The organism is Fontisubflavum oceani (assembly GCF_030407165.1).
Lineage (GTDB): Bacteria > Pseudomonadota > Alphaproteobacteria > Rhodobacterales > Rhodobacteraceae > Rhodophyticola > Rhodophyticola oceani.
The window spans coordinates 3281049-3307177 of record NZ_CP129111.1 but is presented as its reverse complement, the minus strand read 5'-3'; the positions used below and the strand labels follow the sequence as shown (position 1 = coordinate 3307177).

Sequence of the window (26129 nt, the reverse complement as noted above, 5' to 3'; positions counted from 1 at the left end):
GCGCGATGCGATTTGTAAGATATGGGGCACCGGGGATGGAGAAGCCCGGGGTGTTGGACGCAGCGGGCCAAGTTAGGGATCTTTCGGGACAAGTCGCAGACTTGGGTGGCGGCGTGTTGACCCGGTTGCCCGACCTCACCGCCGATGGCCCGCTTGTGCCCGGCGCGCCACGACTTGGGCCACCACTCACCGGCATAGGCAAAATCATCTGTATCGGACTGAACTATGCCGATCACGCGGCGGAGACTGGGGCCACGCCGCCGCCTGAACCTCTGATCTTCATGAAGGCGACTTCGGCCATCACTGGGCCGAATGACACAATCTACATCCCGCGCGGGTCTGCGAAGACCGATTGGGAGGTAGAATTGGGCGTGGTTATCGGCAAACCAGCAAAACATGTGACCGAAGCGGAGGCTCTCAATCATGTTGCAGGGTATGTGGCGGTCAACGATGTCTCAGAGCGTGACTTTCAGAAACATCGCGCCGGACAGTGGACCAAAGGCAAGAGCTGCGACAGTTTTGCGCCGATCGGGCCTTGGTTAGTGACGCCGGACGAGGTGGGCGACCCACAGAAACTGGGCCTCCGACTGCGGGTCAATGGCGAGACGCGGCAAGATGGGTCGACCGAGCAGATGATTTTCGGCGTCCCAAAACTCATCTCATATCTCAGCGATTTCTTCACATTGCAGCCCGGTGACATCATCGCCACGGGCACGCCGCCAGGTGTGGGCGCGGGCATGACACCACCGGTGTTTCTTGCGCCAGGTGATGAGATCACGTTGGAAATCGACGGGTTGGGTCAACAAAATATGACGGTTGAGGCAGGCTGATGCGGGTCAGAGACGCCGATTTTCGCCGTATTTAGAACAGGGTTTCATCACCAAAAAGCCCAGTCAACGCACCATCGGTATCCCAATCCGGCCCCTTTTGGGGGCTATTTCTGCTCTTAGAGTCCCACCGAAACCCAGGAAAATGGGTAGGAGGAAGAGCATGAAACGATTGATTCCCTTCATCATTCTGGGTTTTGGCCTGGCCGTATCGGCATGTGCCACACCGGATGCCGTGAGCCGTGCCGCGCCGCTCGATTTCTCGCCCGCTGGACAGGCCGCACCGTCGGCTTTGGCGATTCAGGCGCAGAATTGGCAGGTTTCGGGGTTGCGGGTGGATGTGCCCGGTGCGCTTACGGTCTCTGAGGCCAACTCGATCAAACCCCGTGCGGATATCGTCTGGCGCGAGGATCCGATTGGTGATCGTCATCAGCAGGTCGCCAATGTGATGACGCCGCCGCTTGAAGCTGCCTTTTCCGGCTTGCAAGGCGAGGTGCCGGTGCAGGTTCAACTTGTGGTCACACGGTTCCACGCCCTGACCGAACGCACGCGTTATACCTTTGGTGGCGAACATGAGGTCGAGTTCGATCTGACCGTGCGCCATGCGGAAACCGGCGCACTCTTGCACGGTCCGGAGCATGTGGATTTGACCTTCCGCGCGTTTGGCGGGTCCGAAGCCATCGCGGCAGAACGGCAAGGCATTTTTCAACGGGATCGTATTCAGGCGCGGTTGCAGACCTGGGTATCAGAAACCTTTGCACCCGCACCTGTCATGGCGAGTTTGATCAACTGATCTCTTTTCGCCATCGATAAGGCAAGATAGAGGGGGCGCATGACAGCGCCCCTTTCCACATTGCCCACCCTGAGATTGAAACCGAAAGCCGACGCGCGCCGTTTGCGCCATGGCTTTCCCTGGGCCTGGGCCGATGAGCTGGTGTTGGATCGTCGCTCGCGCGGATTGACCGCCGGGGCCTTGGCGGTGCTTGAAGATGCAGAGCGGCGGCCACTTGGGATGGGCGCGGCTACGACCGGCGGTAAAATCGCCTTTCGGATGCTGGATCGTGACCCCGAAGCGGTCATAGACGAGACGTGGATCGGGGGCCGCATGCGCGCCGCTCTGGCATTGCGCAACCAGCTCTTTGAAGCGCCATTTTACCGGTTGATCCATGCCGAGGGCGACGGCGTGCCGGGGCTGATCGTGGATCGGTTTGGCGACACGCTGGTGATGCAACCAAATGCGATCTGGCTGGAAGAGCGGTTGGAGATGTTTGCCGATGTCTTGCTCGACCTGACCGGCTGCACCACGCTAATCAAAAACGGCAGCGGTCGGGCGCGCGCGGCTGAGGGCCTGCCGGATGAGATGACGGTGTTGCGCGGCGCGGCCCCTGAGGCTCCTATACAGGTCTCAATGAACGGGGCGACTTATCTGGCCGATGTGATCGGTGGTCAGAAAACCGGCCTGTTTTACGACCAACGCCCGAACCAAGCATTTGCGGCCTCGTTGGCTCGCGATGCGCGGGTTTTGGATGTGTTTTCCCATGTCGGCGGGTTCGGTTTGGCCGCATTGGCGGGCGGCGCAAGCGAGGCGGTGGCCGTGGACGCGTCGGCACCCGCGTTAAGCTTGGCCCAGGCCGGCGCGGCGGCAATGGGGGCTGAAGCGCGGTTCCAGACCCGCGCGGGAGATGCCTTTGACGTGATGGAGGCGCTCTCGGGGGAGGGCGCACAGTTCGATCTGGTTGTCGCCGACCCGCCCGCCTTTGCTCCGTCGAAGCCAGCGCTTGAAAAGGGGCTTCGCGCTTACGAACGTGTCGCCCGCTTGGCGGCTCCTCTGGTCGCGCCGGGCGGCGTCTTGATCCTGTGCTCCTGTTCTCACGCGGCGGAGCTACCCAAGTTCCGTGCGGCCTGTTTGCGCGGGATCGGGCGCGCGGGCCGGGTGCCGAGATTGATATATACCGGTTTTGCTGGGCCGGACCATCCGCAGCACCCTGATCTGAGTGAAACAGGGTATCTCAAAGCGCTGGCGTTTCGGTTGATGCCATGAGGCTGTGCCTCGACGCCTGCGTGCTCTATCCAACGGTGCTGCGCGAGATCCTGATCGGCATGGCGGAGGCCGGGCTGATCCAGCCGCTTTGGTCGGCGCGGATCTTGGAGGAATGGGCGCGCGCGGCAGCGCGGCGAAACCCGGGCGACGACGTCATTGCGCGAGGTGAGATCGCTGTTCTGCGGAGCGCATGGCCCGAAGCCGAGATCGCGCCGCAGCCCGATTTGGAGGCGCAACTCTGGCTTCCCGATGCGCATGACATCCATGTGCTGGAAACGGCGATTGCGGGCTGCGCTGAGGCAATTTTAACCTTCAATCTCAAGGATTTTCCGGCGCGGGAGCTGCAAGGTCATGATTTGCAAGCCATCCATCCCGATGCCTTGCTCTATCGGCTTTGGCAGGAGCAACCAGATATCATCGCCGAAGTGGTTGATCGGGTGCATAGTCAAGCAGAAAGGCTCTCGGGCGAGAGGCTTGATTTGCGAAAGCTGATGAAGCGGGCGCGGCTGCCTCGATTGGGCAAAGCGCTGGCGACTTAGGTGATCTGCCGCGCCAACTCCGACGGATCGGCCACATCCACATGCCAGAACGCTTCGGCCTCCGGACCGATTGCTGCCAAGACCCGGGCAAGGTCGATCGGGTTTGTGTGGCGGTGGAGCGCATAGGCAACCGCCGCGATGGCGTTGTCGGGGGTCAGGTTGTGATGCGGGCGCACCGATTTTGCCTCCGCGGTCATCGTGGCGCGATCCGCGAAGGGCAGGGGTACCGCCGCACTGTCGTAGCGGGCGAGAAACAGCGCATGGGCGACGGCGGGCAACAAATCCGCGAATTCAAGCGCTTGGGCCACGGTCAACCGGCAGCGGAACACCTGAAACACCGCGTCGATGGCCGTATAGGTCGAGTTGTCCGAGATCAGCCCCATCTGATCTTTCGCATCGGCCATAAAGGCCTGCCAATCCTTGGTCGCGTGGCGATAGGTGGTGGGCATCGGCATCGGGTTACTCGCTTGGCAATTCTCGAGCCCAACGCGCTTCGAGCGCCTCGATCGCGGCGATCCGGTCCTGCGTCTTGGGATGGCTCATAAGCCAGGCGGGCATACCCCGCCCACCCATGCCGGTTAGCCCTTCGAGCTTGGAAAACAGTGTCTTTTGCGGGCCGGTCCCGATGCCCGCTTTCACCAAAAGTGCCGAGGCATAGGCATCAGCCTCGTATTCATCCTGTCGGCTGAGCCGGGCCATCAGAAGCGAGGCGAGCATATTGGCGATCCAAACGCCGACGCCCGGTATGAGGCGGCCCAGAACCGTGGCGAGGGCCACACGGACGGCGTTTTGCCCGGAGAAATCTATCATCCGGCGGCGCGTATGGCCGAGCGCCACATGGCCCAATTCATGGGCGATGACGCTCGCAATCTCTTCGGCGCTGACCTCGCCCAACCGGTATTTGTTGTAGAACCCGCGCGTGAGGAAAATCCGCCCATCGGGCGCGGCCAATCCGTTCACGGGATCGATTTCATACAGGTGGACCTTGATCCGCTCGATCCCAAGGGCGCGTGCCATTTGATCGGTCAAACCGCGCAAGCGGGCATCGGCCAACTCGCTGGAGCGTTGATCCAGTTCCCGCCGCGTCCGCCAGGCCGAAAACTGATACATCGCAAGCGCGTAGAGAATGGCCAAAAGGATCGGGGTGAACTTCAGCATATAGGGGATATGGGGCCTTTGGAGGAGGGCGGCAATAGGCGGTTGACATACCGTTCGGTATGGTATGTATATTGCCGTAACATTTGAGTCGAGATCACCCATGTCCAGCACCCTCTTCCTTGCGGCCGCAGCGCTTCAGCCCTTTGGACGGTGGTACATTTGTTCATGGGTGGGGCGCAGGTGGCCGGTCCATTGCGCCAGAGCCGTGACCTGCCCGCGATGGTGCGAGACACGGCCTATCTCTGTTGGCATCTGGTCTCGATCACCTTGGCGATCATGGCAGGATTATTCCTGGCCGCCGGCCTCGGCGCAAGCGGTGCCGCCGGTTTGGCGATGGCAGGTGTGGCCCTAGCGGCGGGCTTCGCGGCAATCGGTATCCTCCTGCCGCTTGGGATTGGCGCGGGCTATGCGCGTTTGCCTCAAGGCTGGTTGTTTGTGCCGGTTGCGGGGCTGGGTCTTTGGGGGCTAGTCTTATGACCGGCCCGCGCAAACGCCTCTACCGGGAAGATTGGCTTGATCTTGGGTTGAAGCTCTTGAGCGCCGATGGGCCCGATGCCCTGCGTGTTGATCGGATCTGTGCCGAGGCGCGGGTCACCAAAGGCTCTTTCTATCATCATTTTGAGGATCTTAGCAGCTTCCTCATAGCCTTGGCCAAGCAGTGGCGGGTGCTCTACACCGATATCTTCGTGGAGCAGTTCAACCCGGCGACGCTCACCGACACACAGCTTGCCGCGCTGATTGAAGAAGCTTTGGAAATCGACATTCATTTGGAGCTTAACATTCGTGAGTTGGCGAAGCGAGATGACCGAATTGCGGCCTTGCTGGCGGAGACCGAAACGGCGCGGCTTGCCTTTGTCGCCGAGGTCTACAAATCGCGTTTCGGTGTTGATGAAGAGACGGCGCGCGACCTGTCGCTCCTGGATTATGGTGCCTTCAGTGGGATCGTTCTGCTAAACCCAGAGATTTCGATCGATGAAAGAAGACGGATTTATTTGTTGTTTGACGAGTTGCTGCGGGCCCGATTTCAGCCCGCGACGGAAAGACCCGCAGGTACCGTGTAAGCCATGACGGGCGGAGAGATTTGAGACGCGAGTGGGAGAAAAGAGATGGGAAAGATGATTGTACGATTGTGGCGGCGCGGGTTTTTGAGCGCTCTGAATCGCGGTGGTGACCCCCACATATCCGACAAGGATTTGATTGCGCGCGCGAGGCATTTGGCTGCTCGGCGGCATTTGGTGGCCGAAGATGGGCAGACCGAACTGACTCATGCATTGGCCACCGGGCTACATGCGGCGACCGAGTTGTTGGAAGAGGCGGGACTAAGCCGTCGCGACGCGCGGGACAGGGCCGGGGCCGCATTTCTGAAATCCGGTCAAAACCTGGCGCGCTGGTCGATGCGGCTGTGGCTGTGGGTCACGCCGGACCCGGTTGGCCACGCGAAAGCGGGCAACAAACTGGCCGAACGGGCGCGGATGGCCTGGGGAAGTGGGTTGAAAACCCATCAGGAAAATGGCCCAGATTATGCGACTTTGATGGTCACCGAATGTGTGTTCGTGGACTATTTCTGGGATGCCGGGCGCAGCGATCTGACGCCGATCCTCTGCGCCTGGGATGCGCAATGGATGGAGATTGTAAACGCGTCGGACAGGCCCGTGTTGGTCAGCCGCTCCGGCACCTTGGCGCAAGGCTGCGAGGCCTGCGACTTTTGTTTCAAGCGCGAAGCGAAACTGGTCTACTCCGCCCCGTTTTGGGACCGCCTACGCGGCCCGGGCCACGGGCACGGATAGCGGTTCAGAAAGGCCCAGCCCCCGAATCTGGCTGGGCCAGTCGGGCGCAAATCAGGCACGGCGTCAAACAGCACCGGCGGCGTCGACCACCGTCTCGTCGCGATTGGCCGAGGCCTTTTGCACCATGTAAGGGCAAGGCGAGCACGCATGGAAATTCTCTAGCTTATTTGCAGATAAGACGATATCCCGGGCCGGGTTTGACGGGGCGGGAGCCGTTACAACCGATTATCGGCTCAATTCGCGCATGCCTCGGTCGAGTCCTTCCAACGTCATGGGCACCATGCGGCCCTGAAATATCTCCCCAATCATCTGAGTCGATTGGGTATAACGCCAGTGCTTCTCAGGCGTCGGGTTGATCCAGAGGTGATCGGGCCATTGCGCGCAGGCGCGTTCCAGCCAGACTTGACCTGCCTCGGCATTCCAATGCTCATTCGCCCCCCGGCAAAGGCGATCTCATAAGGAGACATCGCCGCATCACCCACGAAAATACATTTGTAATCAGAGCCGTAGGTGTTGAGCACATCGAAAGTCGGCGTCTGCTCTGTCCAGCGGCGGCGGTTGTCGCGCCAGACGCCTTCATAGAGGCAATTGTGGAAGTAATAGTGTTCGAGATGTTTGAACTCGGACTTCGCAGCCGAGAACAGCTCTTCAACAATCTGCACATGGTCATCCATCGAGCCGCCGATATCGAGGAACAACAGCACCTTCACCGCATTGCGCCGTTCGGGCCGGGTTTGCACATCGAGATAGCCATGCTCGGCCGTGGCGCGGATCGTGCCATCAAGGTCGAGTTCGTCCGCCGCTCCATCGCGGGCCCATTGGCGCAAACGTTTCAACGCAACTTTGATGTTGCGGGTGCCAAGCTCCACATCACCGTCGAGGTTTTTGAAGTCGCGCTTGTCCCAGACCTTGACGGCGCGACGATGGCGCGACTCGTGCTGTCCGATGCGCACGCCCTCGGGGTTGTAGCCATAGGCTCCGAACGGCGAGGTGCCTGCGGTGCCGATCCATTTATTGCCGCCTTGGTGCCGGCCCTCTTGCTCTTTCAACCGCTCGCGGAGCGTTTCCATCAGCTTGTCGAATCCGCCAAGCGCTTCAATCTCGGCGCGTTCTTCTTCGGTCAGGTGCTTCTCGGCCAGTTTCTCCAACCAGTCTTGCGGGATTTCTGTGGCCTCAAGAACCTGTTCGGGGGTGATCTGCTCCAGCCCGCCAAAAGCATGGGCAAAGGCGCGGTCGAACCGATCCAGATGGCGCTCGTCTTTCACCATCGCGGCGCGGGCGAGATAGTAAAACCCGTCCACATCATAGGTCACCAAACCGGCGGAGACACCTTCTAGAAACCCAAGATACTCCCTTAGGGAGACCGGGATGCGCGCCATGCGCAGGGTTTCAAAAAACGGCAGGAACATAGGCGCCAGCCTGTCACGCAGGGGCGGGGATCACAAGCATTGCGAAGGCACCGATGATGAAGCCAATCAACCCATAGATCGCCGCATAATGGAGCATATCCAACCGGTTGCCGCCACGGCGCCGCGCGGTCCAAAACCCGAGGGCTGCCCCAACCGCCAAGCCGATAAAATTCAACATAGTCGCCCCCTTCTGCGCCCGATCAGGCTGGCGGGCTGAGCCCGGCCACCTCGGCTAGCCGGGCCTGCACGGCCTCGGTCCGGCCGAAGCCATAACGGCCCCAGGCAAGACTGTCGAGCCGAACCGCACGGGCCTCTGACGCGCGCCCGGCCGCATCCAATGCTTCGGCGCGGATCATCAAGAGCGTGGCCAAGAGACTGGCGTTTTGGGCCCGTGTGGCGGCGGGCATCGCACCCCCGGTCAAGGCGAGCGTTTGGTCGATCCGGCCAGAGGAGAGAGCGAATGCCGCCAGTTGCATATCCACATGCGCCAACTGGATGCCATTTGGGTCAATCTCGCGATAGAGACGCCCAGCATTCAAAAAAGAGGTGAGGGACAGGTCTGGATCCCGGGCCAGCGTCAGGCGGCCCAAAGCGAAATAGGAAAACGCCAGGCGACCGTCGCGGAGGCCGGCGGATTGTGCCAAAGCCACCGCTTGCTGCGCGGCGAATAGTCGGCGCGGGCCACTGGTTCCAGTGCCAAGGGCGGTTTCGATGGCGTTGATCCAGGCATCCGGGCTGCGTGGCGCGGCGGGGCCCGCGCTGCGATTGCCGCGCGGGTTCAGGCGCGACAGCAGGCTGGGCAGGCGATTGGCCACCTCGGCGCGGGTCATCCCCGACCGCAAGCTGTCATCGTAATAAGCGCGGAGGACCAGCATATCGAACCCGGTCAAGACCGCATTGAAATTGTCATCGTTGAAGATGCTATCGGACAGGCGATAGAGGTCGTTGAGCGGGCCGATCGCTTGGCTCACTTCTTCATGTAGGCAGTCGCGTATCTCTTGCGGTGAAACGTCGGAGGGGATGAACACCGCCACCTGCTCGCGGGTGGCAAGCGTTGTCCAATCCAGATCGCGCGACGTGCGGGCGCGGCGGAATTCTTGCCAGCTTGATACCCGGGGCACCACGAAACAGGCCGCTTGTGGCACGATCCGCTGCATCTGGGCACGCGGCAGGGTTTCGATCGTGATCGACGCAGGCCCTGTGCCGCGTTGCACTCGGGAGATGTTGATATCGGCCTCGCGGCGCAGGCGCGCCAGAAGCCGGTCGAGATCTGGGCCAAGCGAGGTGGGTGCCCCCGGGGCGACGGCCACCGTAATTGGGCCTTCGAACCGGCTGATCCGGTCGATGTGCCGACCGCTTTCCATCTCGAAGCTGAGCTCCAGAAAATCGCGGGCAATCTCGATATTCGACCGTCTCGGAGCCGCCGCCGCGCGGAGCGAGAATTGCGCCATCGGGGGCAGCGCGGTCGGCAGTGTGGCATCGCGACGTTCGGGCAAGTCAGAGACCGCCGCAGGCACACAACCGCAAAGCGCGACGCAAGCAGCGAGAAGAGACAATCGAAACACTAATTGGTCCTTTGATATTTCATAAAATCCGTCGGGGTCGCGACGCGATCATAAAGCGCGCGGGCCGGTGTGTTGCCGATCTGTGTAAGCCAATAGACCGATGGGCGCCCTGCGGCATCCGCATCGGCATAGACGGTTTCGATCAGCGCCCGCGCCACACCTTTGCCGCGCGCCGCAGGCGTGGTGAAGAGGTCTTGCAGATAGGTGACGGGCTCGGCCTTCCAGCCATGCGGATGCGCGATTGCGTGAACCAGACCGACCGCCATTGTTGTATCCCAAGCGAGCCAGGCGCGCATGTCTTTTCGGGTGGCATCGGTGTAGCGCGCGAACGTCAGGTCATAGATCTCCGATGGGAGGGTGGTGTCGTAGAACGCCAGATAGTCCCGCCACAGGTTAACCCAGACCGCCTTGTCATCTGATGAAAGCGGGCGAATGGAAATGTCAGATGTCACTGGAAAACTGTCCCATTCGGTCCGTGGTGGAGGTGTTGAGCTATGGTTCAAATGTGGCACAAATTTGGTCGGTTGCCAAAAACGGATTGTTTCCTAAGCGGTTAAAACTGCAAGCGACAGGATCGAAAGCACGGTCGAGATCAGAACCGCCTTCGCAATCGCCTCGGTGCGAACACCGTATTGCGTGGCGATCACGAACGGCATCGCGCCGCAGGGGCCGGCGGCCACCAAAAGCGTGATGTCGGTCGTGAATTGGCTGACCGTCACCAGGGTCAGGAGGCCCCCGACTAAGGCCGGATGCACCAACAGTTTCACCGCTGTCACGATCCAAACCTCGGGACCGATGCGGGCGAGGGAGGAGCCCGCAAGCGTGACCCCAAGGGTAAAGAGCAACACGGGCGCCGCCGATGCCCCGGCAAACTCCGCGAAGGTCATAATGCCCGATGGGGCCGCATCGCCCAACAGGCCCAAGGCGATGCCGATGGGCGAGGCATAGACAAATGGGTTCTTCAGGATCAGGCCCGCCATGCCGGATCTGGTCTCACCCTTGGCTGTCAGAAGGGCCGTGGCCAGAACGGTGGCCGGAAAGATCACGCCCGCATCCAGCATGACCAACCCGGCCATCGGCACGCCAGCATCCGGGCCAACCAAGCGTTCGGCAATGGGTAAAACAAAGAAGACATGGTTGACGAAGCTGGCCGCCATGCCGAGCAAAAGCGCCTCAGCCGTTGGCAGGCGCAGGACGATTTTCAGCAGCGCAAATGTGCCCAGATAGAGCGTCATCTGCACCGCGAAATAGACGCCGACAGCCGCCCATTCAAAGTCTCCGATGGGTGCCTTCCCAACCACCGAGACGATCAGCGCAGGCACCGCCAGATAGAAGGCGAATTTGTTGATCGCGGCGGCATGGGCGGCCTCCATCACGCCGCCCTTGCGCAGAGCATACCCCGTCACCAGCGCCAGAAAGACCGGTAGAATCGGGTCTGCAAGTGTTTGCAGCACTAGCGCTGTCCGCGCGCCATGAAGGCCAGTCGTTCAAACAGGGCGACGTCTTGTTCGTTTTTGAGGAGCGCGCCATGTAGTTTCGGCAGCGCATTGGCCCCGTCGCGGCGTAGATCTTCCGGGTCCAGATCTTCGGCCAACAGCAGTTTCAGCCAGTCGAGAACCTCAGATGTTGAGGGTTTCTTCTTCAACCCCTGTTGGTCGCGGATCTCATAGAACTGCGTCAGAGCCGTGGTCAAAAGCGCCTGTTTGATGCCCGGATGATGCACCTCGACAATCTGTTTCATCACCTCCATCTCGGGGAAGCGGATGTAGTGGAAGAAACAGCGGCGCAAAAACGCGTCCGGCAGTTCTTTTTCGTTGTTCGAGGTGATGATGACGATGGGCCGCTGGCGGGCTGTCACCGTCTCGCCGGTTTCATAGACAAAGAACTCCATACGGTCGAGTTCTTGTAGAAGATCGTTCGGGAATTCGATATCCGCCTTATCGATCTCGTCGATCAACAAGACCACGCGTTCATCGGCGGCGAAGGCCTGCCAGAGCTTCCCGCGCTTGATGTAATTGGCCACATCATTGACCCGCTCATCGCCCAACTGGCTGTCGCGCAACCGGCTGACGGCGTCATATTCGTAAAGGCCCTGCTGCGCCCGCGTTGTCGACTTGATATGCCATTCGAGGATCGGCAGGCCCAAAGCGCCAGCCACTTGCCGCGCCAGCTCGGTCTTGCCGGTGCCGGGTTCGCCTTTGACCAGAAGCGGGCGTTCCAATGTCACGGCGGCATTTACCGCAACGGTCAAATCTTCGGTCGCCACATAGTCTTTTGTGCCGCTAAATTTCATGCAACCCCCTCAAAAAAATGGCGCTTCACGCGTTTCTGACCGACGTCAGCCTTTCTTTCGCCATAGCGGCACATTAGGTGCGTGACAAGCAAGAGACATTCCGATAATCGGACCCCGGGGAGTAGCCGGATGGGCGCGACACAAGACATGATTGAGCAATCCGGCCCCGACAAGGGGAGTGACATGAAAGTCGAAGTCTTTCTGCCTGAAGATTATCGTCCCGCAGAGGACGAACCGTTTATGAACGAGCGCCAGGTGGAGTATTTCCGCCGCAAGCTGATTTCCTGGAAAGAAGACCTCCTGGCCGGAAGCCGGGATACGGTTGCGGGCCTGCAAGACGGCACGCGCAATATTCCGGATGTCGCCGACCGGGCATCGGAAGAAACCGACCGGGCGCTTGAGTTGCGGACACGTGACCGTCAACGCAAGTTGATCGCCAAGATCGATTCGGCGCTGCGCCGGATCGAAGAAGGCGAATACGGCTATTGCGAAGACACGGGCGAGCCGATCTCGCTGAAACGGCTGGATGCCCGCCCGATCGCGACGATGAGCCTCGAGGCGCAAGAGCGTCACGAGCGGCGTGAGAAGGTCCACCGCGACGACTAACCGCGCGCGGACATGAACGGATAAATCTATTGAGAGGGCAGGGCTGCACAGGCGCTGCCCTTTCTCTTTGGAGGCATCATGCTGATCGGACGCGAGATCACGGTTCTGGGGGCAGGGATCGCAGGGTTGGCCGTTGCCACAGCGCTTGCCCAACGCGGTGCACAGGTCCGCGTGCTGGAACAGAGCGACCGCATCACCGAAGTTGGCGCGGGCCTCCAGATCAGTCCAAACGGAGCGGTTGTCTTGAAGGCGCTTGGTCTGGGCGAGGCGTTGTCGCAGGCGGCGCCCCTGGCGCAAGCGGTGCGGTTGCGGGATTTCCGCCGCGGTGCCGAGGTGTTTCACCTGCTGCTCTCGCGCCCCGACCGGCCCTATCACCTTATGCACCGCGCCGATTTGATTGAGATGCTGCGCCAGGCTGCTGTCTCGGCGGGCGTCAAAGTCGAACTGGGCCGCGCGATAGCGGCGGTGACCGGGCCCCCGGTGGCATGGAACTCCATTTCGCCACAGGTGAAACCGAGATCGTGACCTGTCTGATTGCTGCCGACGGGCTGCATTCGCCGACCCGCGCCGCGCTCAATCCCAAGACTCAGCCGTTTTTCACCGGGCAGGTGGCGTGGCGGTGCACGATCCCAATGGATGCGCCCGACATACCAGCCGAGGCGCAGGTCTTCATGGGCCCTGGGCGTCACCTGGTGCGCTATCCGCTCCGCCATGGCGCGGAGATGAATGTTGTGGCTGTCGAAGAACGTGACGGATGGGCGGAGGAAGGGTGGAACCATCGAGATGACCCGGCCAATCTCCGCCGCGCGTTCCGAGATTTCGCGCCCGAGATTCGCGAGATGTTGGCGCGGGCCGATGACGTCTTCCTCTGGGGTCTCTTCCGTCATCCGCTGGCCAAAACCTGGCACAATGACCATGCCGCACTCCTCGGCGATGCCGCTCATCCGACGCTGCCCTTCCTGGCGCAGGGCGCGAACATGGCGCTTGAGGACGCTTGGGTATTGGCGGACAGCTTGGCCAAAGAGGATGATCTCGCTACCGGCTTCGCTCGCTACGCCGCCACACGCCGCCCCCGATGCGCGCGGATTGTCGACGCGGCCTCAAAGAATGCTGAGAACTACCACCTGCGGCCCGGCCCCTACCGCACTGCCGCGCATACGGCTCTGCGTCTGGCCGGTCGTTTTGCACCGCAGATGGCGTCGAACCAATTCGAATGGCTCTATGGCCATGACGTCACCAACGGCTGACAGCCTGCCTTCTCTGCTTCAAAGATATCCCCGCCGGAGGCACCCGAGATCTCAATGATCGTCCTTGCCTTGTTACGTCAGACGAGCGTCGCCATATGGCCGTGGCAACGCGGCGCGGCGATGGCTCCCGCTAGGGGGCCTGAGCCGAGCCGCCGCCACTCTTACTCCATCGAATAAGACGGCAGGCTCTGAAACGCCTCCCGCAGGGCGGCACCCCACCGAGATGAGATCATCTCGAAATATGCATCGTCGCGCTCGATCCGTCCTTGCCGCCCATGCCGGAACGTATCGGCCTCATAGAGATGCATATCGAGCGGCAATCCCACGGACAGGTTCGCTTTGATGGTCGAATCGAAACTCACCATCAAAAGCTTCACCGCCTCTTCAAAACTCATCTCTGAGTCATAGGCCCGGACCAGGATCGGCCTGCCATATTTGGTCTCGCCGATCTGGAAAAATGGCGTATCGCTGCTGGCCTCAACAAAATTTCCTTCCGGATAGATCATGAAAAGCCGCGGATCGCCGCCCTTCACCTGTCCGCCCAAAATCATCGAGGCGCCAAAGGTGCTCTCACTCGCGGGCCCACCCTCGCCAGCTTGATCCACAATCACCTCGCGCAGGGTCTCACCCACCAAACGCGCCACTTGAAACATCGAGGGCGCTTCCAAAATCGAGGGTTGTCCACGCTCCTCGGCTGGCTTTGCGCGCTCGTTCAACAGGCTGACCACGGCCTGGGTGGTCGCGAGGTTGCCCGCCGTCATCAATGTGATCGACCGTTCCCCCTCGGTTTCCCAAAGGAACATCTTCTTGAAAACGCTGATATTATCGACACCGGCATTGGTCCGCGTGTCCGACATCATCACAAGCCCGCGGTTCAACCTGAGGCCCACGCAATAGGTCATGCCTGTTCGTCCCTTACGCTTGCGCGCCTGCCCGCGCCATCACTGCTGCTGCACTTGTATATCGACCATCATCGCTTCGCCAGCGGTGCCGAACCGCAGGCCCGAGATCGGGGCCGCCTCGGTGTAATCAAGCCCTGTGGCCACCCTGACATAGCGCGGATCAGGTGAAATGCCGTTTGAGATGTCAAACCCAACCCAGCCCAAGATCGGCACATGCACCTCGGCCCAAGCGTGGCTGGCGTCTTGGTGCACGCGGTCATCCATCATCAGATACCCCGAGACGTAGCGCGCCGGATATCCCAGAGCGCGGGCGGCGGCGATGAAGATATGGGCGTGATCCTGGCACACGCCCCCGCCATGCTCGATCGCTTCCTCGGCGCTGGTCGCGGCATGGGTCGGGCCAATCTCATACGGCACCGCATCCAGAACGCGGGCCGAGAGGGCATGGAGCCTGGGGATGTCCTCCTCGTATTCGTCTTTCAACCCCTTAGCCAAGCGGCGCACATGGGCACCGGCGCGGGTCAGCTCGGTCGATTGTTGGAACAGCCAAAGCGGCGCGAAACCGCCATGTTTGCCGATCACACCGCCCTCATCGGCGGTTTCTACCTCGCCGCGGCAATGTACAACGATCGAGGTTGCATCTGGATCGAAGGAAATCAAGGACACCCGGTTCAGATGATGATCGTTGAATTCGGTCTGCGCCCGACCGCCTTCGATCTCCATTTCCCAGCTCATCACCTGCTGCCCGGCGCGGCTCTTCGGGATCAACCGCAACTGTTGCAGCCCGTAAGGCACCGGATGATCAAAATGATAGGTCGTGGTGTGAAGGATGGTGAGCCGCATATCCGCTATCCCAAAAACCGATAATCGCGGTCGATCTGGGCGCCCAATTGCCCCAGATCGCGCAGGAATTCGATAATGAACTCATGCAAGCCGTCATCAAACACCTGCTCAATCGTGGTTGTCGTCAGCTGCGCCGCCAACTGATCGGCCAAATCCTGGCAGAGATGCCGGTCACCATATTCTCGCTCAAGGTAGCTCAGATTGTTGGTCAATTTGCCAACCGTGAAGCGCAGGCTGCGCGGCATGCGGCCGTCGAAAATAAGGAAATTCGCGATCCCGATTGGGCTCGATTCCCCGCCGCTGATCCAACGATAGGCCCGTTGCCCGGCGACCGAGCGCAAGATCGTCTCCCACTGCACGTTGTCCAGGCTGGAGCCGATCTGACTGATCGAGGGCAAGAGCACATAGTATTTGACGTCCAGAATACGGGCTGTGTTGTCCGCGCGTTCCAAGAACGTGCCGATCCGGCAGAAATCAAACACATCATTGCGGAGCATCGTGCCATGCATCGCGCCGCGGACCAGGGCCGAATGCTGCCGAACCATGCCGAGTATCGCCGGTAGATTTCGGGGCGCGACGGGTCGGGCGAGAGTCTGCTTCAAGGTCATATAGGTGTCATTCACCGCCTCCCAGACCTCGCGAGTGATCGCGGTGCGGACCAGCCTTGCATTCTGCCGTGCGGCGGAAATTGCGGAGAGAACCGAGGAGGGGTTGGCGGTGTCGCGCAGCAGAAAATCGATCACCCGCGCCGCATCGATCCCGTCATGACGGCTGGCATAGAGATCCGTCACCCCGGCGGTTTGCAATATGCTGGCCCATTCATCATCGGCCCCGTCCGGGCGGGTGAGCGCGATACGAAATCCGGCCTCAAGCAACCGCGCGGTGTTTTCCGAACGCTCCAGATAGCGGAACATCCAAAACAGGCCCCCTGCGGTTTTGCCCAGCATCGGCCTATTCCTCCAAGACCCAGGTGTCTTTGGTGCCGCCGCCTTGCGACGAGTTCACCACCAAAGAGCCCTTCTTGAGCGCCACCCGCGTCAGCCCGCCGGGCGTGATATTGATCCGATCCGGGGCAACCAGAACGAAGGGCCGCAGATCCACATGCCGGGGCGCGAGGCCCTTCTGTGTCAGGATGGGCACAGTGGAGAGCGCAAGCGTGGGCTGCGCGATATAGTTGCCCGGTTTTGCTTCGAGCTTGGTGCGGAACGCCGCGAGTTCCTTCTTCGAGGCGGCGGGACCCACCAACATGCCATAGCCACCCGAGCCATGGACCTCTTTCACGACCAACTCGCTGAGATGGTCGAGCACATAGGCGAGCGCGTCAGGTTCCGAGCAGCGATGCGTCGGCACGTTCTGCAAGATCGCCTTCTCACCGGTATAGAACTCCACGATATCAGGCATATAGCTGTAGATCGCTTTGTCATCGGCAATCCCGGTGCCGGGCGCATTGGCAATCGTGATCCCACCCGCGCGATAGACATCCATGATGCCGGGCACGCCCAGCATCGACTCCGGGTTGAAATTCAACGGGTCGAGGAAATCATCATCGACCCGGCGATAAAGCACATCGATGGGTTTATAGCCCTGGGTTGTGCGCATCGCGATCCGCCCATCGATGACACGCAGATCGCTGCCTTCGACCAGCTCCACACCCATATGGTCGGCCAAAAACGCATGTTCGAAATAGGCTGAGTTGTGGATACCGGGGGTCAGAACGGCGACGGTACAGCCACCCGCGGCGGCTGGTGGCGCGCAGGCGGCCAATGACCGGCGCAACTGCACCGGATAGTCCTGCACCTCGCGGACTTTGATCCGGCTGAACAGTTCCGGGAACATCTGTAGCATCGTCTCGCGGTTCTCCAGCATGTAGGAAACGCCGGAGGGTGTGCGGGCGTTGTCTTCGAGGACATAGAACTCATCCTCGCCCGTGCGCACCAGATCGACCCCAACGATATGGGTGTAGATGTTGCCGGGCGGCGCGACACCGATCATCTGCGGCAGGAAAGCATCGTTGCGCGCGATCAGTTCTTTCGGCACACGGCCCGCGCGCAAGATCTCCTGCCGGTGATAGATGTCATAGAGGAAAGCATTAATCGCACGGACACGTTGCTCGATGCCCTTGGTCAGACGCGCCCATTCGCGGCCCGAGATGATCCGGGGCACGATATCGAAGGGGATCAGGCGCTCATCGGCCTCGTCCTGGCCATAGACATTGAAGGTGATGCCGGTGCGGCGGAAAAACCGTTCGGCCTCGATGGATTTCTTGCGTAGCTCACGTAGGTCTTCGTTTTGAAACCAGGCTTCATATGGCTGGTAAGGCGCACGTGCGGCGTCTGCGCCGCCGCTCATTTCATCGAAGAAAACAGGCCCTTCCGTCATGGATATACAGCCTATCGGCTGAATCCCGGACTGCAACTATTTGCATCACTGGCGGGCTTTTGCCCTGTTTTTCCAAGGGATTCCGCCAGTTTCGCCCAATAATTAGGCAGATTGCCCCGTGTCGAGCCAAATCGTGACCGGCCCGTCATTGACGAGGCTCACGGCCATATCGGCCCCGAATGCGCCGGTTTCGACGGTGAGGCCCAGCCCCCGCAAGGCCGCGGCGAAATGCAGATAAAGCCGCTCGCCGTCCGCGGGCGGAGCCGCGCTTGAGAAACCGGGGCGGTTGCCGCGTGAGGTGTCGGCGGCCAGCGTGAACTGGCTGACCACAAGCGCACTGCCGCCGGTGTCGATCAGGCTGCGGTTCATTTTGCCCGCGTCGTCCTTGAAAATCCGGAGTTTGGAGATTTTCGACGCGAGGGTTTCGGCCTCGGTCTCGCCATCGCCCTGCATCGCGCAGACCAGGATCAGCAAGCCAGGACCGGTCTGACCGATCATGTCATCATCGACTTTGACATTGGCCTCGGCGACGCGTTGGATCAGCGCCCTCATGACAGGTCCGCCCGCATCGGTGGGTTCGCCCCCGCGCGCGACACCGTGACAGCGGCGGCTTTCACGCCGAGGGTGAGGGCGGCGGTCAGAACCGCATCATCCAATCCAATCGCCAGCGCCGACTTCGTCAGGCAGCTCGCATCGGACAGACCCGCAAGGAACCCCGCATTAAACGTGTCACCCGCGCCGACCGTATCAACAACTTCGACCAGCTCAGCGGGCACATGGACATGGCCCTTGGCCGAATGGGCCGTGACCCCGGCTCTGCCTTCGGTGATCAGCACCAGTTTCGGGCCTTTGGCCAACAGGCCTTGCGCCAGATCGCTGATCTCACCCGCGCCTTCCAGCCAATGCAGATCTTCGTCGGACAGCTTCACGATATCCGCCACCGCGATCATCCGCGCCAGGCGCGCGCGATAGCGATCAGCATCGGCGATGAAATCGGGGCGGATATTGGGGTCGATCATGATCAGCCGGCCGTTCGGGTCCCGCAAGCAAAGCGCCTCATACGCCTCGGCGCAAGGTTCCATCGCAAGGCTGATCCCGCCGAAAAACAGCGCGTCGATGCCGCTCAGATCATCGGGCAAATCGCTGGTGCTGAGCATCCGCCCGGCGGTGTTCTCATCGTAAAACGCGTATTCGGCTTGGCCGTCGGTCAGCGTGACGAAGGCAAGAGTTGTGGGCCGATCCGATCGGGCGGCAAGCCCGCTTTCCACGCCGTTGAGTTGCAAGACGGCCTCCAGCCGCGCGCCAAAAAGATCGCGAGATAGCCCGGTAAAAAGCCCGGTTCCCACGCCTAACCGCGCCAGCGCCACGGCGGTATTGAACACCGCGCCGCCAGGGTAAGGGGCGAAGCTCGCCTCCCCCTCCTCGGTTTTGCGCGGCAACATGTCGATCAGCGCTTCGCCACAACACAGGATCATCGCAGGGCTCCTTCAAAGCTCTGCCGTATTGCCTAACGGCAAGTGACCGTCCGGGCCAGCCTGATTTGACGCACGTCAATGAGGGGGCGAGACAGAACGCCTATGACTTTCGCGTACAGAGAGTTTGACCGAACTGAGGAGGCGATCATGGTCGAGAAATCTCACACCACAGGTTTTTGGCCCTCACTTTATGATCCTTTTCGCACAATGGGCGCGCGAGTAGCGGATTGGTTTGCGCCCGCATCGGAGGCCGCGACCAATGGCGATGCCTACAAGATCGTCATGGAACTGCCAGGGGTCGATGACAGTGACATAGACCTCTCTGTCGCTGATGGCGTCATCACCGTGAAGGGCGAGAAGAAATCGCAGCGCGAAGAGAAGGGCGAGACCTGGTATTTCAGCGAACGGGAATACGGGGCGTTTTCGCGGAGCTTTCGCCTGCCGCCCGATGCGGATTCCGGCGGCGTTTCGGCCGATCTTAAGGATGGTGTTCTGACCATTACAGTGCAGAAGATCGCGCCGGTCCCTGATGAGGGCACGCAAAAAGTCACGATCAAGCGCGGCTAAGGCGCCACCGCTTATTTGGTCTCGAGACTGAGACCGCCAGCGGGCAAAAGCTGCCCGCTGCCCCCTTCGCCATAGACGCTATAAAGATACGCGCCGCCCGCGATGAGGATCAGGGCGATCAGCACGGCAAAGGCGATTTTCCAAGCGGAATAGGGGCGCTCGCCCTGCACCTTGCCGGTCTGTCCATTGACCACGAAGCGATAGCTTTTCTCGCGGTATTTGTAGGCAGCAAGCCAAACCGGCAGGAGGATGTGTTTGAAAGTGACGCGGCTCAGCTGCGCGTGCATCTGAGTGATCTGTTGCAGATCGCCGCCAATATCGCGGCGGATATCCTGGCGGATCGTCTGCTCCATGATCTCTTTGGCTTCGTCTTTGCCCTCTTGCAGGTCGACCGTGTACCCCTCGGCCCGAAACCCGGCCAGGAATTCAGGGGCATAAGCGTCAAGCTCGGAGAGGTTCCAAGGGGCCAAACGGTCGGTGTAGCGTTTCGGCAAGCTGCGCGAGGCAAGGACCAGCACATCGTCGAAAAACCGGCTGACGCGGCCCGAAACCGGGCGCCAACGGACACGCCGTTCGCGCCTGGTGCCGCCTTTGCCATCGGGCACCGAGACATAATAATAGGTGCCGCGTCGGCCAGAATAACGTGTGTTCGTATCGGCATCGAAGGTCCAATAGGGGCTGTAGATACCGTCGAGTTTGCGGCCCTTACGGGCATATTCCTTAAGCCCATTTGGCGCGAACCAGAGCTTGCCCAGCCATGTGGTCATGGCATCGCGCGCGGCCTCTTCGTCCAGTTTGAACGGGATGACACCTTTGGGCTTGATATGCCGATGCGTCCCGGTATCGGTGACGACGGGTGTCGCGCAAAACGGGCATTCTTTGGCGTGGATATCGGCGCTGAACTCGACCTGCGCACCGCAATTGGGGCATTGCAGAACCCGGGTTTCCTCCATCTCCTGCGCCGGAAGCTGGTTCTCTATCGCGTCGCGGAAATCCAACTCGCGGATCGCGCCATTGTCCCAGGGGCCGCCCGGCCCCTCGATCTCTTGCTCATTGCCGCAATGGTCGCAGACAAGCCGCCCGGCTTCCGGGTCAAAGCGGAAGTCGGCGCCGCAATTGTCGCAGGGAAACCGATGTTCCTCGGTCGGCGGGGCGGGGGCGGGCCGTCTGCCATGGGGTCGTGCCTCGGGCGGGTTTGGTGGTTTCCTAAAGTTGGGGGCGGACTGCGGGCCCCCGGGGTCGATTAGCCCGCGGGCGGCGGTGGCGGAGGTGGTGGCGGTAGCACGGTGAAGAGTTGTGCCAGTTCCTGCACATCGTCGGCTTTCATCCAACCGTCTTGCCCCTGGGTCCAGACCAGCGTTTCGCGGGTCAGGCCGCCCTCCTGCGCCATACGACCAAGGGCGGCTTTGGAAAACGGGCCTTTGGTCGCGCCGTTCTCGGCGATGTGCCAGACATGTTCCACCGGCGGCGGGGGCGGCGCGGCAGGTGCGGCCTGGGGTTGCGGCTGTGCGCCCCAAGGGCCGGATTGGGCCATCTGATTGGCCATGGCCATGCCCATTCCCATGCCAAGCCCGGCGCCCATACCGCCGCCGCCGCTTGGGTTTTCTGCCGCCGCGCGCATCGCTTCTGCGGTCTGGAATTGCTGATATTTGTTCAGATCACCGACCACGCCCATGGAGGTGCGTTTGTCGAGCGCTTCCTCCACCGCCGGGGGCAGAGAGATGTTCTCGATATACAGCTCGGGCAGGGTCAGCCCGTATTGATCGATCGTCTCGGAAATCTTCTGCGCGATAAGGCCCCCGAATTCGCCGGTATTGGCCGCCATATCGAGCACGGGGATGCCGGAACCCGCGACCGTCTGGCTAAACTGCTGCACGATGATGTTGCGGATTTGGAAGGTCACCTCATCCTTTGTGAACTCGCCATCGGTGCCGACAATCTCGGTCATGAAGCGCGCGGCATCTTTGACCTTGACCGTGTAGGTGCCAAAGGCGCGAATGCGGGTCGGCCCAAATTCCGGGTCGCGCAGCATGATCGGGTTTTTCGTCCCCCATTTCGATCCGTGAAGCGGTTGGTTGAAACGAAATAGATCTCGGATTTGAAGGGCGATTTGAAGCCGTGATCCCAGTGCTGAAGCGAGGTCATGATCGGCATATTGTTCGTCTCAAGCATGTAGAGCCCGGGCGTGAACACATCTGCCAATTGGCCCTCATGAATGAAGACCGCCATTTGGCCTTCGCGCACGGTCAGCTTGGCACCGTATTTGATCTCGTGGCCGTGGCGCTCAAAGCGATAGACCATCGTGTCGCGGGTATCATCGGTCCATTCGATGACGTCGATGAACTGGCCGGAGAGAAAATCGAAAATCGGCATAAGCGGTCTCCTTTGAAATCAATTTAGGCGGCTCAACTCGGCCCGCCAAGTAGCTCATCGGCCAGGGTCCGCAGAATAGGGCGGGCTTCGGCTGGCAACATGCCGGGGCGCAGACGGTCGTCATAGAGCATTTCGAGCAGCAATTCGTCATGCCGGGTTAACAGCGCAAATTCTTCATCGTCATTGAAGATTGAGGGCCGCGCGACAGGGCTGTCATTGGGCAGGCCGAGACCTTGGGCAACCTCTTCATGTACGCAGGATCGGCGCAGAAGGTCGGGATGTTCGGTGCGGATGATCGCGATGGCCGTCACATAGGTCGGATTGTCGCCCGCTTGCGAGAAAGCATAGACCGAGCAGAAGGTGAAGCGCGGCAGGCTGGTGATCTCATTCACGGTCTCATCGCCAATGCTGGGCAGAATCTGCCGGAGTACCGGGCCAGCGGCGCGTTGCTCATCGCGATTGAGATAGAGGACGTGGAAATTGCCGCCAGTTGAAACTTGGCGGATCGGATGCCCGGTGACCCGCGCCAGCCGTGTGGCATAGGTGCCCAAGATCGACCGATCTCGGTCGCGCGTGGCTTCGGGGACCGAGGCGCCGAAATGCGCTTGCAAACGAACAGGCCCCTGCCAACGGCGCAGTTGCGACGGCGTTTGCTGCTGTATGAAGCGCCCATTGGTGAGCGTATATTCGTCAAAAAGGGCGATGCGCTCGAAATTCGCCACCAGATTGCGGGTGGTGATTGGTGTGTCGGGGCCGCCACCGTCGGTGCGCAAAAGACCGTCGGAAACCAGCCGTTGCTGCACGCTGGCATAGTAGCGCGCGAAAGACTGGCTCTCGGGCGAGGGCTCGGGGATCTGGGCTGCCTCGGACACGTCGCGCGGAACGGGGCGCTGCGGTGGCTCGCCCGGGTCCAAGAGGTCGCACCCCGCCAAAGCGAGCGCTGCAACCATCCCGGTCCAGATTCGGCCGTTACCTATCGCCATGCCCCGTTCCTATGCCTGTCGTTGGGCTCTTAGCCCGCTGGGTTTACGGCACCGCCCACATTGCTGCCGGTGCCATCGCCCCGCGCGCTGGCGGCGGCAAGCGTATCGCGCAGTTCGCTCTCCATCTTCTGCATTTCCACCTCGGCGGCGGCACGGCGCGCTTTGCCTTCATCGGCGATGGCGAGGCTTTCCTCAATCGTCGCGATCAATTCGGCATTGGCCTGTTTCACCGCTTCGATGTCGAAGACACCGCGCTCCATCTCTTCGCGCACCATGCGATTGCTCTCGCGCAGGTTCGCGGCATTGGACGTCAGAAGTTCATTGGTCAGGTCATTGGCCTCGCGCACCGCTTTGGCGGCCTCTGTCGAGCGCTGGATCGTCACGGCTTGCGCCAATTGGGTTTCCCAAAGCGGCACGGTGTTAACGAGTGTCGAGTTGATCTTGGTCACCAGCGATTTGTCATTCTCCTGCACCAGCCGGATCGAGGGCAGGGACTGCATCGTTACCTGACGGGTCAGTTTCAGGTCATGCACCCGGCGTTCCAGGTCGTCGCGGGCGGCGCGCAGATCGCGCAACTCCTGCGCCTTCATCACCTGATCGTTCTCGGGTGCGGCCTGAACCTCGGCCTCCTTGGCGGGAATCTCTTCCTCATCCAGGACCTTCAGCTTTTCCTCACCCGCGGTGATGTAGAGCGCCAACTCATCATAGAAGGCGAGCGTTTTGTCATAGAGTTGGTCGAGTGATTTGATGTCTTTCATCAGGGTGTGCTCATGGGCGAGCAACTCATCGGTGATCTTGTCGATCTGGCCCTGCACATCTTCGTATTTTGCCATGAAATCATGGATTGGCTTGGCCTTACCAAAAAGCCGCTCCCACCAGCTTTGCTTACGGTTCGGGTCCAACTCATCAACCGAGAAGCCGCGGATCGTGCCCACAATATCGCGCAGGCTGTTGCCCGCCGGGCCAACGTCTTTGTTTTTCACTCCTTGCAACATGGCCTGAGAGATCGTTTGCAACTCGGCCTGCGCGTTGGAGCCGAAACTCACGATGGAGTTCGTGTCGCTCATGTCGATCTCGGCCATCCGGGTGCGGATCTCTTCAGCGGTCGGTGGTTCGGCCTCAGCCAGAGGCACCAACTCGGTTGAGGGTTCGGGCAATACGGTCGCGTTGATCTCATCGACCATTTTGGCCGCCGCTTCGCTTGTTGCCGGATGGTGTCACTCATGGGTCTGTCCTCGCTCATGAATTAGATTGTCGCGGTTCAAGCGGTCCCTGAGGACCTCAATTTCCACATCCAGATCACTGCGATCATCAAGCAGCATCCTCTGAGTGCGGGCGGAAAAATTGGTTTCCAAATCGTCTAACAACGTCACGTAATCGGCACGCACCTGCGGGTCGCGCCCGCGGCCATAGATATCGGCAAACTTCACTGTCGCATCGCGGGCGCCTTGCAGATAGACGCCGAGATATTTGCGGGCCCCGGTCAAATCGCGCGGATCGTCTTCGACCGTGCGAAACATCTCGCGCACGGTGGCCTGAAACCCATCGACGCGGGCCTCCAACTGTCGATCCCGGGCGCGGTGGATGGCATCTTTCATCGCTTCCAGCACGGTCTCGGCCTCTTCGATCTTGCGGGCGACCCGGTTGGTCTGGAACTGATCGACCCCGTCTAGCCCTTTGTCTTTCATCGGATCGGGCTGGAAGATGAACAGATGAAGCGCGCTGGAGATAGCTCCCGCAATCAGTGCTGTTGCGAGATTCCATTGACCACCAAAGACCAAAAGCCCGACGCCGACGCCCGTCAGAATGCTGGCGAAGATTTTCCGGGGGATCGCGGGACGCCGCGCAACTTTGCGCTCATTATAGGCATCTTCGGCGCGGATGCCGTCGCGCAGCAACCACGCCGCCAAAAGCAAGACGGCGCCGCCCGCCAGATCGGTGACCATCGCAACAGTCGGTTGAAAGAACGCGGTGAGAAACACGCCAAGCGGCGCGATAAACAGCAGATTGATCTTAGCGCCGTGCCGGGCAGGCGCACGGCCTTTGAAGCTCGCCTCCAGCGGGCGCGCAGGCGGCGCAGTCACGCTCTCGCGGCTGCTCTCGCCCTGTGGGCTGAACTCTCCACCGTAACGCTTGGCCATCTACAGCCCTCCAAACCCGCCAAAGACGGACATCACGATGATGATCAACAAGGCCGCAAAGGCCACGCCGCGTATGGTTTCTAGGCTCATAAAAGACCCCTTTCGATCAACAGAATAGGCATTTCGCATGACAAAAACTAGACATGACCGGTGATCCTGTGACCGCAAACGCCGCACTGCCGCGTGGTAACCTCAACAGGGATTGGGCTTGGGCGCTTATCGGTGGGGAGTGGCGCGCGCATTTTCCCCGTCACTTCTGTTTGAAAAGCCTGTCTTGCGCGGCCTTGTCATGGGTCTCGCCGCGCTTCTCTGCGGCAAGCGCCCGCCCGCGTTGCACGCCAGGACGCGCGGCCATCATGTCGAGCCATCGCGCCATGTGTGGTTTGTCGTCCAGCGTTTGCTGCTGGCCTTCCCATAGGCTGGCCCAAGGCCAAATCGCCATATCCGCGATGGAATAGAAATCGCCCGCGACAAATTCATTATCAGCCAGTTGTGTGTTCAGGACACGATAGAGGCGCCCCGTTTCGCCGCGATATCGGTTTTTTGCATAAGGCAGGTCGTTCGGCGGCTCCATATTGGGCGCGTATTTCAGAAAATGATGCGCCTGGCCCGCCATCGGCCCGACGCCACCCATCTGCCACATCAGCCATTGATCGACGGTGATCCGGTCGCGCTCGGTCGGGCCGCCGAACCGGCCGGTTTTGCGGGCCAGATATTGCAGGATTGCGCCAGACTCGAAGATCGAGATTGGCGCACCGTCGGGACCATCTGGATCGACAATCGCGGGCATACGATTGTTTGGCGAGATTTTGAGGAACTCCGGCGCAAATTGATCGCCCGCGCCAATGTCGATGAGGTTCAGCTTATAGGGCAGGTCCATCTCCTCCAGGGCGATAGCGACTTTCCAGCCATTTGGCGTGGGCCAGAAATAGAGATCAATTGGGGCTGTCATGGACTTGTCCTTTGCTGCGCGCTCGGCAGCATCAACCAGAAT

27 protein-coding genes and 3 pseudogenes are annotated in these 26129 nt (G+C 60.7%); 10 read left to right on the top strand and 20 right to left on the bottom strand.

The genetic code is table 11. The features are described from left to right. Positions 1-5: 5 nt before the first annotated feature. From QTA57_RS16845 to QTA57_RS16830, 4 genes are all read left to right on the top strand, one after another. On the top strand, positions 6-830 hold the full coding sequence (locus QTA57_RS16845) for a fumarylacetoacetate hydrolase family protein (protein ID WP_290152654.1): 825 nt from the start codon (positions 6-8) through the stop codon (positions 828-830). Positions 831-990: 160 nt separating this feature from the next. Next, positions 991-1620, top strand: coding sequence for a DUF6778 family protein (locus tag QTA57_RS16840; RefSeq protein ID WP_290152652.1), 630 nt, complete (start codon positions 991-993; stop codon positions 1618-1620). 39 nt (positions 1621-1659) lie between these two features. Beyond that, entirely contained in the window at positions 1660-2868 is a 1209-nt protein-coding gene (locus QTA57_RS16835; RefSeq protein WP_290152650.1) for an RSP_2647 family RNA methyltransferase, read from the top strand. Further along, positions 2865-3407, top strand: a complete 543-nt coding sequence (locus QTA57_RS16830) for an RSP_2648 family PIN domain-containing protein (RefSeq protein WP_290152647.1) — start codon at positions 2865-2867, stop codon at positions 3405-3407. The genes QTA57_RS16835 and QTA57_RS16830 overlap by 4 nt, the downstream gene beginning before the upstream one ends. Here QTA57_RS16830 and QTA57_RS16825 read toward each other — a convergent pair. Then, positions 3404-3862: a DUF2267 domain-containing protein gene (locus tag QTA57_RS16825; RefSeq protein ID WP_290152646.1), complete on the bottom strand. Its 459-nt coding sequence runs from the start codon at positions 3860-3862 to the stop codon at positions 3404-3406. The two genes, QTA57_RS16830 and QTA57_RS16825, sit on opposite strands and share 4 nt — an antisense overlap. Before the next feature lie 4 nt (positions 3863-3866). Continuing rightward, on the bottom strand, positions 3867-4565 hold the full coding sequence (locus QTA57_RS16820) for a M48 family metallopeptidase (protein ID WP_290152644.1): 699 nt from the start codon (positions 4563-4565) through the stop codon (positions 3867-3869). 192 nt (positions 4566-4757) lie between these two features. Between QTA57_RS16820 and QTA57_RS16815 the strand changes: the two genes are divergently transcribed. The 3 genes from QTA57_RS16815 to QTA57_RS16805 are packed head-to-tail and all read left to right on the top strand — an operon-like array spanning position 4758 to position 6352. After that, on the top strand, positions 4758-5042 hold the full coding sequence (locus tag QTA57_RS16815; protein WP_290152643.1) for a hypothetical protein: 285 nt from the start codon (positions 4758-4760) through the stop codon (positions 5040-5042). Continuing rightward, positions 5039-5626 carry a TetR/AcrR family transcriptional regulator gene (locus QTA57_RS16810; RefSeq protein ID WP_290152641.1) on the top strand — a complete coding sequence of 196 codons (588 nt, stop codon included), beginning with the start codon at positions 5039-5041 and terminating at the stop codon, positions 5624-5626. Before QTA57_RS16815 ends, QTA57_RS16810 begins: the two co-directional genes overlap by 4 nt. A 54-nt stretch (positions 5627-5680) precedes the next feature. Beyond that, positions 5681-6352, top strand: coding sequence for an L-2-amino-thiazoline-4-carboxylic acid hydrolase (locus QTA57_RS16805; RefSeq protein ID WP_290152639.1), 672 nt, complete (start codon positions 5681-5683; stop codon positions 6350-6352). Positions 6353-6577: 225 nt separating this feature from the next. On the opposite strand, the pseudogene QTA57_RS16800 reads toward QTA57_RS16805, so the two are convergent. From QTA57_RS16800 to QTA57_RS16775, 6 genes and pseudogenes are all read right to left on the bottom strand, one after another. Then, positions 6578-7761 (bottom strand): annotated as a pseudogene (locus QTA57_RS16800) (vWA domain-containing protein). 13 nt (positions 7762-7774) lie between these two features. Then, the gene (locus QTA57_RS16795) at positions 7775-7939 is read right to left on the bottom strand and encodes a hypothetical protein (RefSeq protein ID WP_171558337.1); all 165 of its coding nucleotides are present in this window, start codon (positions 7937-7939) and stop codon (positions 7775-7777) included. 22 nt (positions 7940-7961) lie between these two features. Then, positions 7962-9326 carry a DUF2927 domain-containing protein gene (locus QTA57_RS16790; protein WP_407933487.1) on the bottom strand — a complete coding sequence of 455 codons (1365 nt, stop codon included), beginning with the start codon at positions 9324-9326 and terminating at the stop codon, positions 7962-7964. Further along, positions 9326-9838 (bottom strand): GNAT family N-acetyltransferase, encoded by a 513-nt coding sequence (locus QTA57_RS16785; RefSeq protein ID WP_330696729.1) that lies wholly within the window; start codon positions 9836-9838, stop codon positions 9326-9328. Before QTA57_RS16785 ends, QTA57_RS16790 begins: the two co-directional genes overlap by 1 nt. A gap of 33 nt (positions 9839-9871) precedes the next feature. Next, the gene (locus QTA57_RS16780) at positions 9872-10780 is read right to left on the bottom strand and encodes an AEC family transporter (protein ID WP_290152633.1); all 909 of its coding nucleotides are present in this window, start codon (positions 10778-10780) and stop codon (positions 9872-9874) included. Next, positions 10780-11619: an AAA family ATPase gene (locus QTA57_RS16775; protein WP_290152631.1), complete on the bottom strand. Its 840-nt coding sequence runs from the start codon at positions 11617-11619 to the stop codon at positions 10780-10782. The genes QTA57_RS16780 and QTA57_RS16775 overlap by 1 nt, the downstream gene beginning before the upstream one ends. Positions 11620-11748: 129 nt before the next feature. On the opposite strand from QTA57_RS16775, the gene dksA reads away from it, so the two are divergent. Further along, positions 11749-12225, top strand: coding sequence for an RNA polymerase-binding protein DksA (gene dksA, locus QTA57_RS16770; RefSeq protein WP_171558345.1), 477 nt, complete (start codon positions 11749-11751; stop codon positions 12223-12225). A 75-nt stretch (positions 12226-12300) separates the two neighbouring features. Beyond that, a pseudogene (locus tag QTA57_RS16765) lies at positions 12301-13472 on the top strand (FAD-dependent monooxygenase). Between the two features lie 161 nt (positions 13473-13633). On the opposite strand, the gene QTA57_RS16760 reads toward QTA57_RS16765, so the two are convergent. The 6 genes from QTA57_RS16760 to QTA57_RS16735 form a co-directional block, all read right to left on the bottom strand. Continuing rightward, positions 13634-14374 carry a proteasome-type protease gene (locus tag QTA57_RS16760; protein WP_171558349.1) on the bottom strand — a complete coding sequence of 247 codons (741 nt, stop codon included), beginning with the start codon at positions 14372-14374 and terminating at the stop codon, positions 13634-13636. 39 nt (positions 14375-14413) lie between these two features. Continuing rightward, positions 14414-15217, bottom strand: a complete 804-nt coding sequence (locus QTA57_RS16755) for a transglutaminase family protein (RefSeq protein WP_171558350.1) — start codon at positions 15215-15217, stop codon at positions 14414-14416. A gap of 5 nt (positions 15218-15222) precedes the next feature. After that, positions 15223-16164, bottom strand: coding sequence for an alpha-E domain-containing protein (locus QTA57_RS16750; RefSeq protein WP_290152628.1), 942 nt, complete (start codon positions 16162-16164; stop codon positions 15223-15225). Between the two features lie 4 nt (positions 16165-16168). Continuing rightward, the gene (locus QTA57_RS16745; protein WP_290152626.1) at positions 16169-17596 is read right to left on the bottom strand and encodes a circularly permuted type 2 ATP-grasp protein; all 1428 of its coding nucleotides are present in this window, start codon (positions 17594-17596) and stop codon (positions 16169-16171) included. A gap of 102 nt (positions 17597-17698) precedes the next feature. Next, a complete protein-coding gene (gene dtd, locus QTA57_RS16740) occupies positions 17699-18148 on the bottom strand; it encodes a D-aminoacyl-tRNA deacylase (protein WP_290152624.1) in 450 nt (149 codons plus the stop codon). Further along, entirely contained in the window at positions 18145-19071 is a 927-nt protein-coding gene (locus tag QTA57_RS16735; RefSeq protein ID WP_290152623.1) for a carbohydrate kinase family protein, read from the bottom strand. Before QTA57_RS16735 ends, dtd begins: the two co-directional genes overlap by 4 nt. 147 nt (positions 19072-19218) lie before the next feature. Between QTA57_RS16735 and QTA57_RS16730 the strand changes: the two genes are divergently transcribed. Then, on the top strand, positions 19219-19638 hold the full coding sequence (locus QTA57_RS16730) for an Hsp20/alpha crystallin family protein (protein WP_171558360.1): 420 nt from the start codon (positions 19219-19221) through the stop codon (positions 19636-19638). Positions 19639-19649: 11 nt separating this feature from the next. On the opposite strand, the gene QTA57_RS16725 is transcribed toward QTA57_RS16730, so the two are convergent. The 6 genes and pseudogenes from QTA57_RS16725 to QTA57_RS16700 all read right to left on the bottom strand — a co-directional run bounded on the left by QTA57_RS16725 (position 19650) and on the right by QTA57_RS16700 (position 26087). Continuing rightward, positions 19650-20882: a TFIIB-type zinc finger domain-containing protein gene (locus QTA57_RS16725; RefSeq protein WP_407933522.1), complete on the bottom strand. Its 1233-nt coding sequence runs from the start codon at positions 20880-20882 to the stop codon at positions 19650-19652. Next, a pseudogene (locus QTA57_RS16720) lies at positions 20882-22011 on the bottom strand (SPFH domain-containing protein). The gene QTA57_RS16725 and the pseudogene QTA57_RS16720 overlap by 1 nt, the downstream one beginning before the upstream one ends. 32 nt (positions 22012-22043) lie before the next feature. Then, positions 22044-22994, bottom strand: coding sequence for a DUF2927 domain-containing protein (locus QTA57_RS16715; RefSeq protein ID WP_290152619.1), 951 nt, complete (start codon positions 22992-22994; stop codon positions 22044-22046). A 29-nt stretch (positions 22995-23023) separates the two neighbouring features. Then, positions 23024-24178, bottom strand: a complete 1155-nt coding sequence (locus tag QTA57_RS16710) for a toxic anion resistance protein (protein WP_290152618.1) — start codon at positions 24176-24178, stop codon at positions 23024-23026. Positions 24179-24211: 33 nt separating this feature from the next. Further along, complete coding sequence (locus QTA57_RS16705) at positions 24212-25135, bottom strand: 5-bromo-4-chloroindolyl phosphate hydrolysis family protein (RefSeq protein WP_290152616.1); 924 nt, start codon at positions 25133-25135, stop codon at positions 24212-24214. Positions 25136-25385: 250 nt separating this feature from the next. After that, a complete protein-coding gene (locus QTA57_RS16700; RefSeq protein ID WP_290152614.1) occupies positions 25386-26087 on the bottom strand; it encodes a glutathione S-transferase N-terminal domain-containing protein in 702 nt (233 codons plus the stop codon). Between the last annotated feature and the right edge of the window lie 42 nt (positions 26088-26129).

Coding starts and splice junctions, on each gene's coding strand:
- QTA57_RS16845 (WP_290152654.1), top strand. CDS start 6: ATGCGATTTGTAAGATATGGGGCACCGGGGATGGAGAAGCCCGGGGTG.
- QTA57_RS16840 (WP_290152652.1), top strand. CDS start 991: ATGAAACGATTGATTCCCTTCATCATTCTGGGTTTTGGCCTGGCCGTA.
- QTA57_RS16835 (WP_290152650.1), top strand. CDS start 1,660: ATGACAGCGCCCCTTTCCACATTGCCCACCCTGAGATTGAAACCGAAA.
- QTA57_RS16830 (WP_290152647.1), top strand. CDS start 2,865: ATGAGGCTGTGCCTCGACGCCTGCGTGCTCTATCCAACGGTGCTGCGC.
- QTA57_RS16825 (WP_290152646.1), bottom strand. CDS start 3,862: ATGCCGATGCCCACCACCTATCGCCACGCGACCAAGGATTGGCAGGCC.
- QTA57_RS16820 (WP_290152644.1), bottom strand. CDS start 4,565: ATGCTGAAGTTCACCCCGATCCTTTTGGCCATTCTCTACGCGCTTGCG.
- QTA57_RS16810 (WP_290152641.1), top strand. CDS start 5,039: ATGACCGGCCCGCGCAAACGCCTCTACCGGGAAGATTGGCTTGATCTT.
- QTA57_RS16805 (WP_290152639.1), top strand. CDS start 5,681: ATGATTGTACGATTGTGGCGGCGCGGGTTTTTGAGCGCTCTGAATCGC.
- QTA57_RS16795 (WP_171558337.1), bottom strand. CDS start 7,939: ATGTTGAATTTTATCGGCTTGGCGGTTGGGGCAGCCCTCGGGTTTTGG.
- QTA57_RS16775 (WP_290152631.1), bottom strand. CDS start 11,619: ATGAAATTTAGCGGCACAAAAGACTATGTGGCGACCGAAGATTTGACC.
- dksA (WP_171558345.1), top strand. CDS start 11,749: ATGGGCGCGACACAAGACATGATTGAGCAATCCGGCCCCGACAAGGGG.
- QTA57_RS16760 (WP_171558349.1), bottom strand. CDS start 14,374: ATGACCTATTGCGTGGGCCTCAGGTTGAACCGCGGGCTTGTGATGATG.
- QTA57_RS16755 (WP_171558350.1), bottom strand. CDS start 15,217: ATGCGGCTCACCATCCTTCACACCACGACCTATCATTTTGATCATCCG.
- QTA57_RS16750 (WP_290152628.1), bottom strand. CDS start 16,164: ATGCTGGGCAAAACCGCAGGGGGCCTGTTTTGGATGTTCCGCTATCTG.
- QTA57_RS16745 (WP_290152626.1), bottom strand. CDS start 17,596: ATGACGGAAGGGCCTGTTTTCTTCGATGAAATGAGCGGCGGCGCAGAC.
- dtd (WP_290152624.1), bottom strand. CDS start 18,148: ATGAGGGCGCTGATCCAACGCGTCGCCGAGGCCAATGTCAAAGTCGAT.
- QTA57_RS16735 (WP_290152623.1), bottom strand. CDS start 19,071: ATGATCCTGTGTTGTGGCGAAGCGCTGATCGACATGTTGCCGCGCAAA.
- QTA57_RS16730 (WP_171558360.1), top strand. CDS start 19,219: ATGGTCGAGAAATCTCACACCACAGGTTTTTGGCCCTCACTTTATGAT.
- QTA57_RS16715 (WP_290152619.1), bottom strand. CDS start 22,994: ATGGCGATAGGTAACGGCCGAATCTGGACCGGGATGGTTGCAGCGCTC.
- QTA57_RS16710 (WP_290152618.1), bottom strand. CDS start 24,178: ATGGTCGATGAGATCAACGCGACCGTATTGCCCGAACCCTCAACCGAG.
- QTA57_RS16705 (WP_290152616.1), bottom strand. CDS start 25,135: ATGGCCAAGCGTTACGGTGGAGAGTTCAGCCCACAGGGCGAGAGCAGC.
- QTA57_RS16700 (WP_290152614.1), bottom strand. CDS start 26,087: ATGACAGCCCCAATTGATCTCTATTTCTGGCCCACGCCAAATGGCTGG.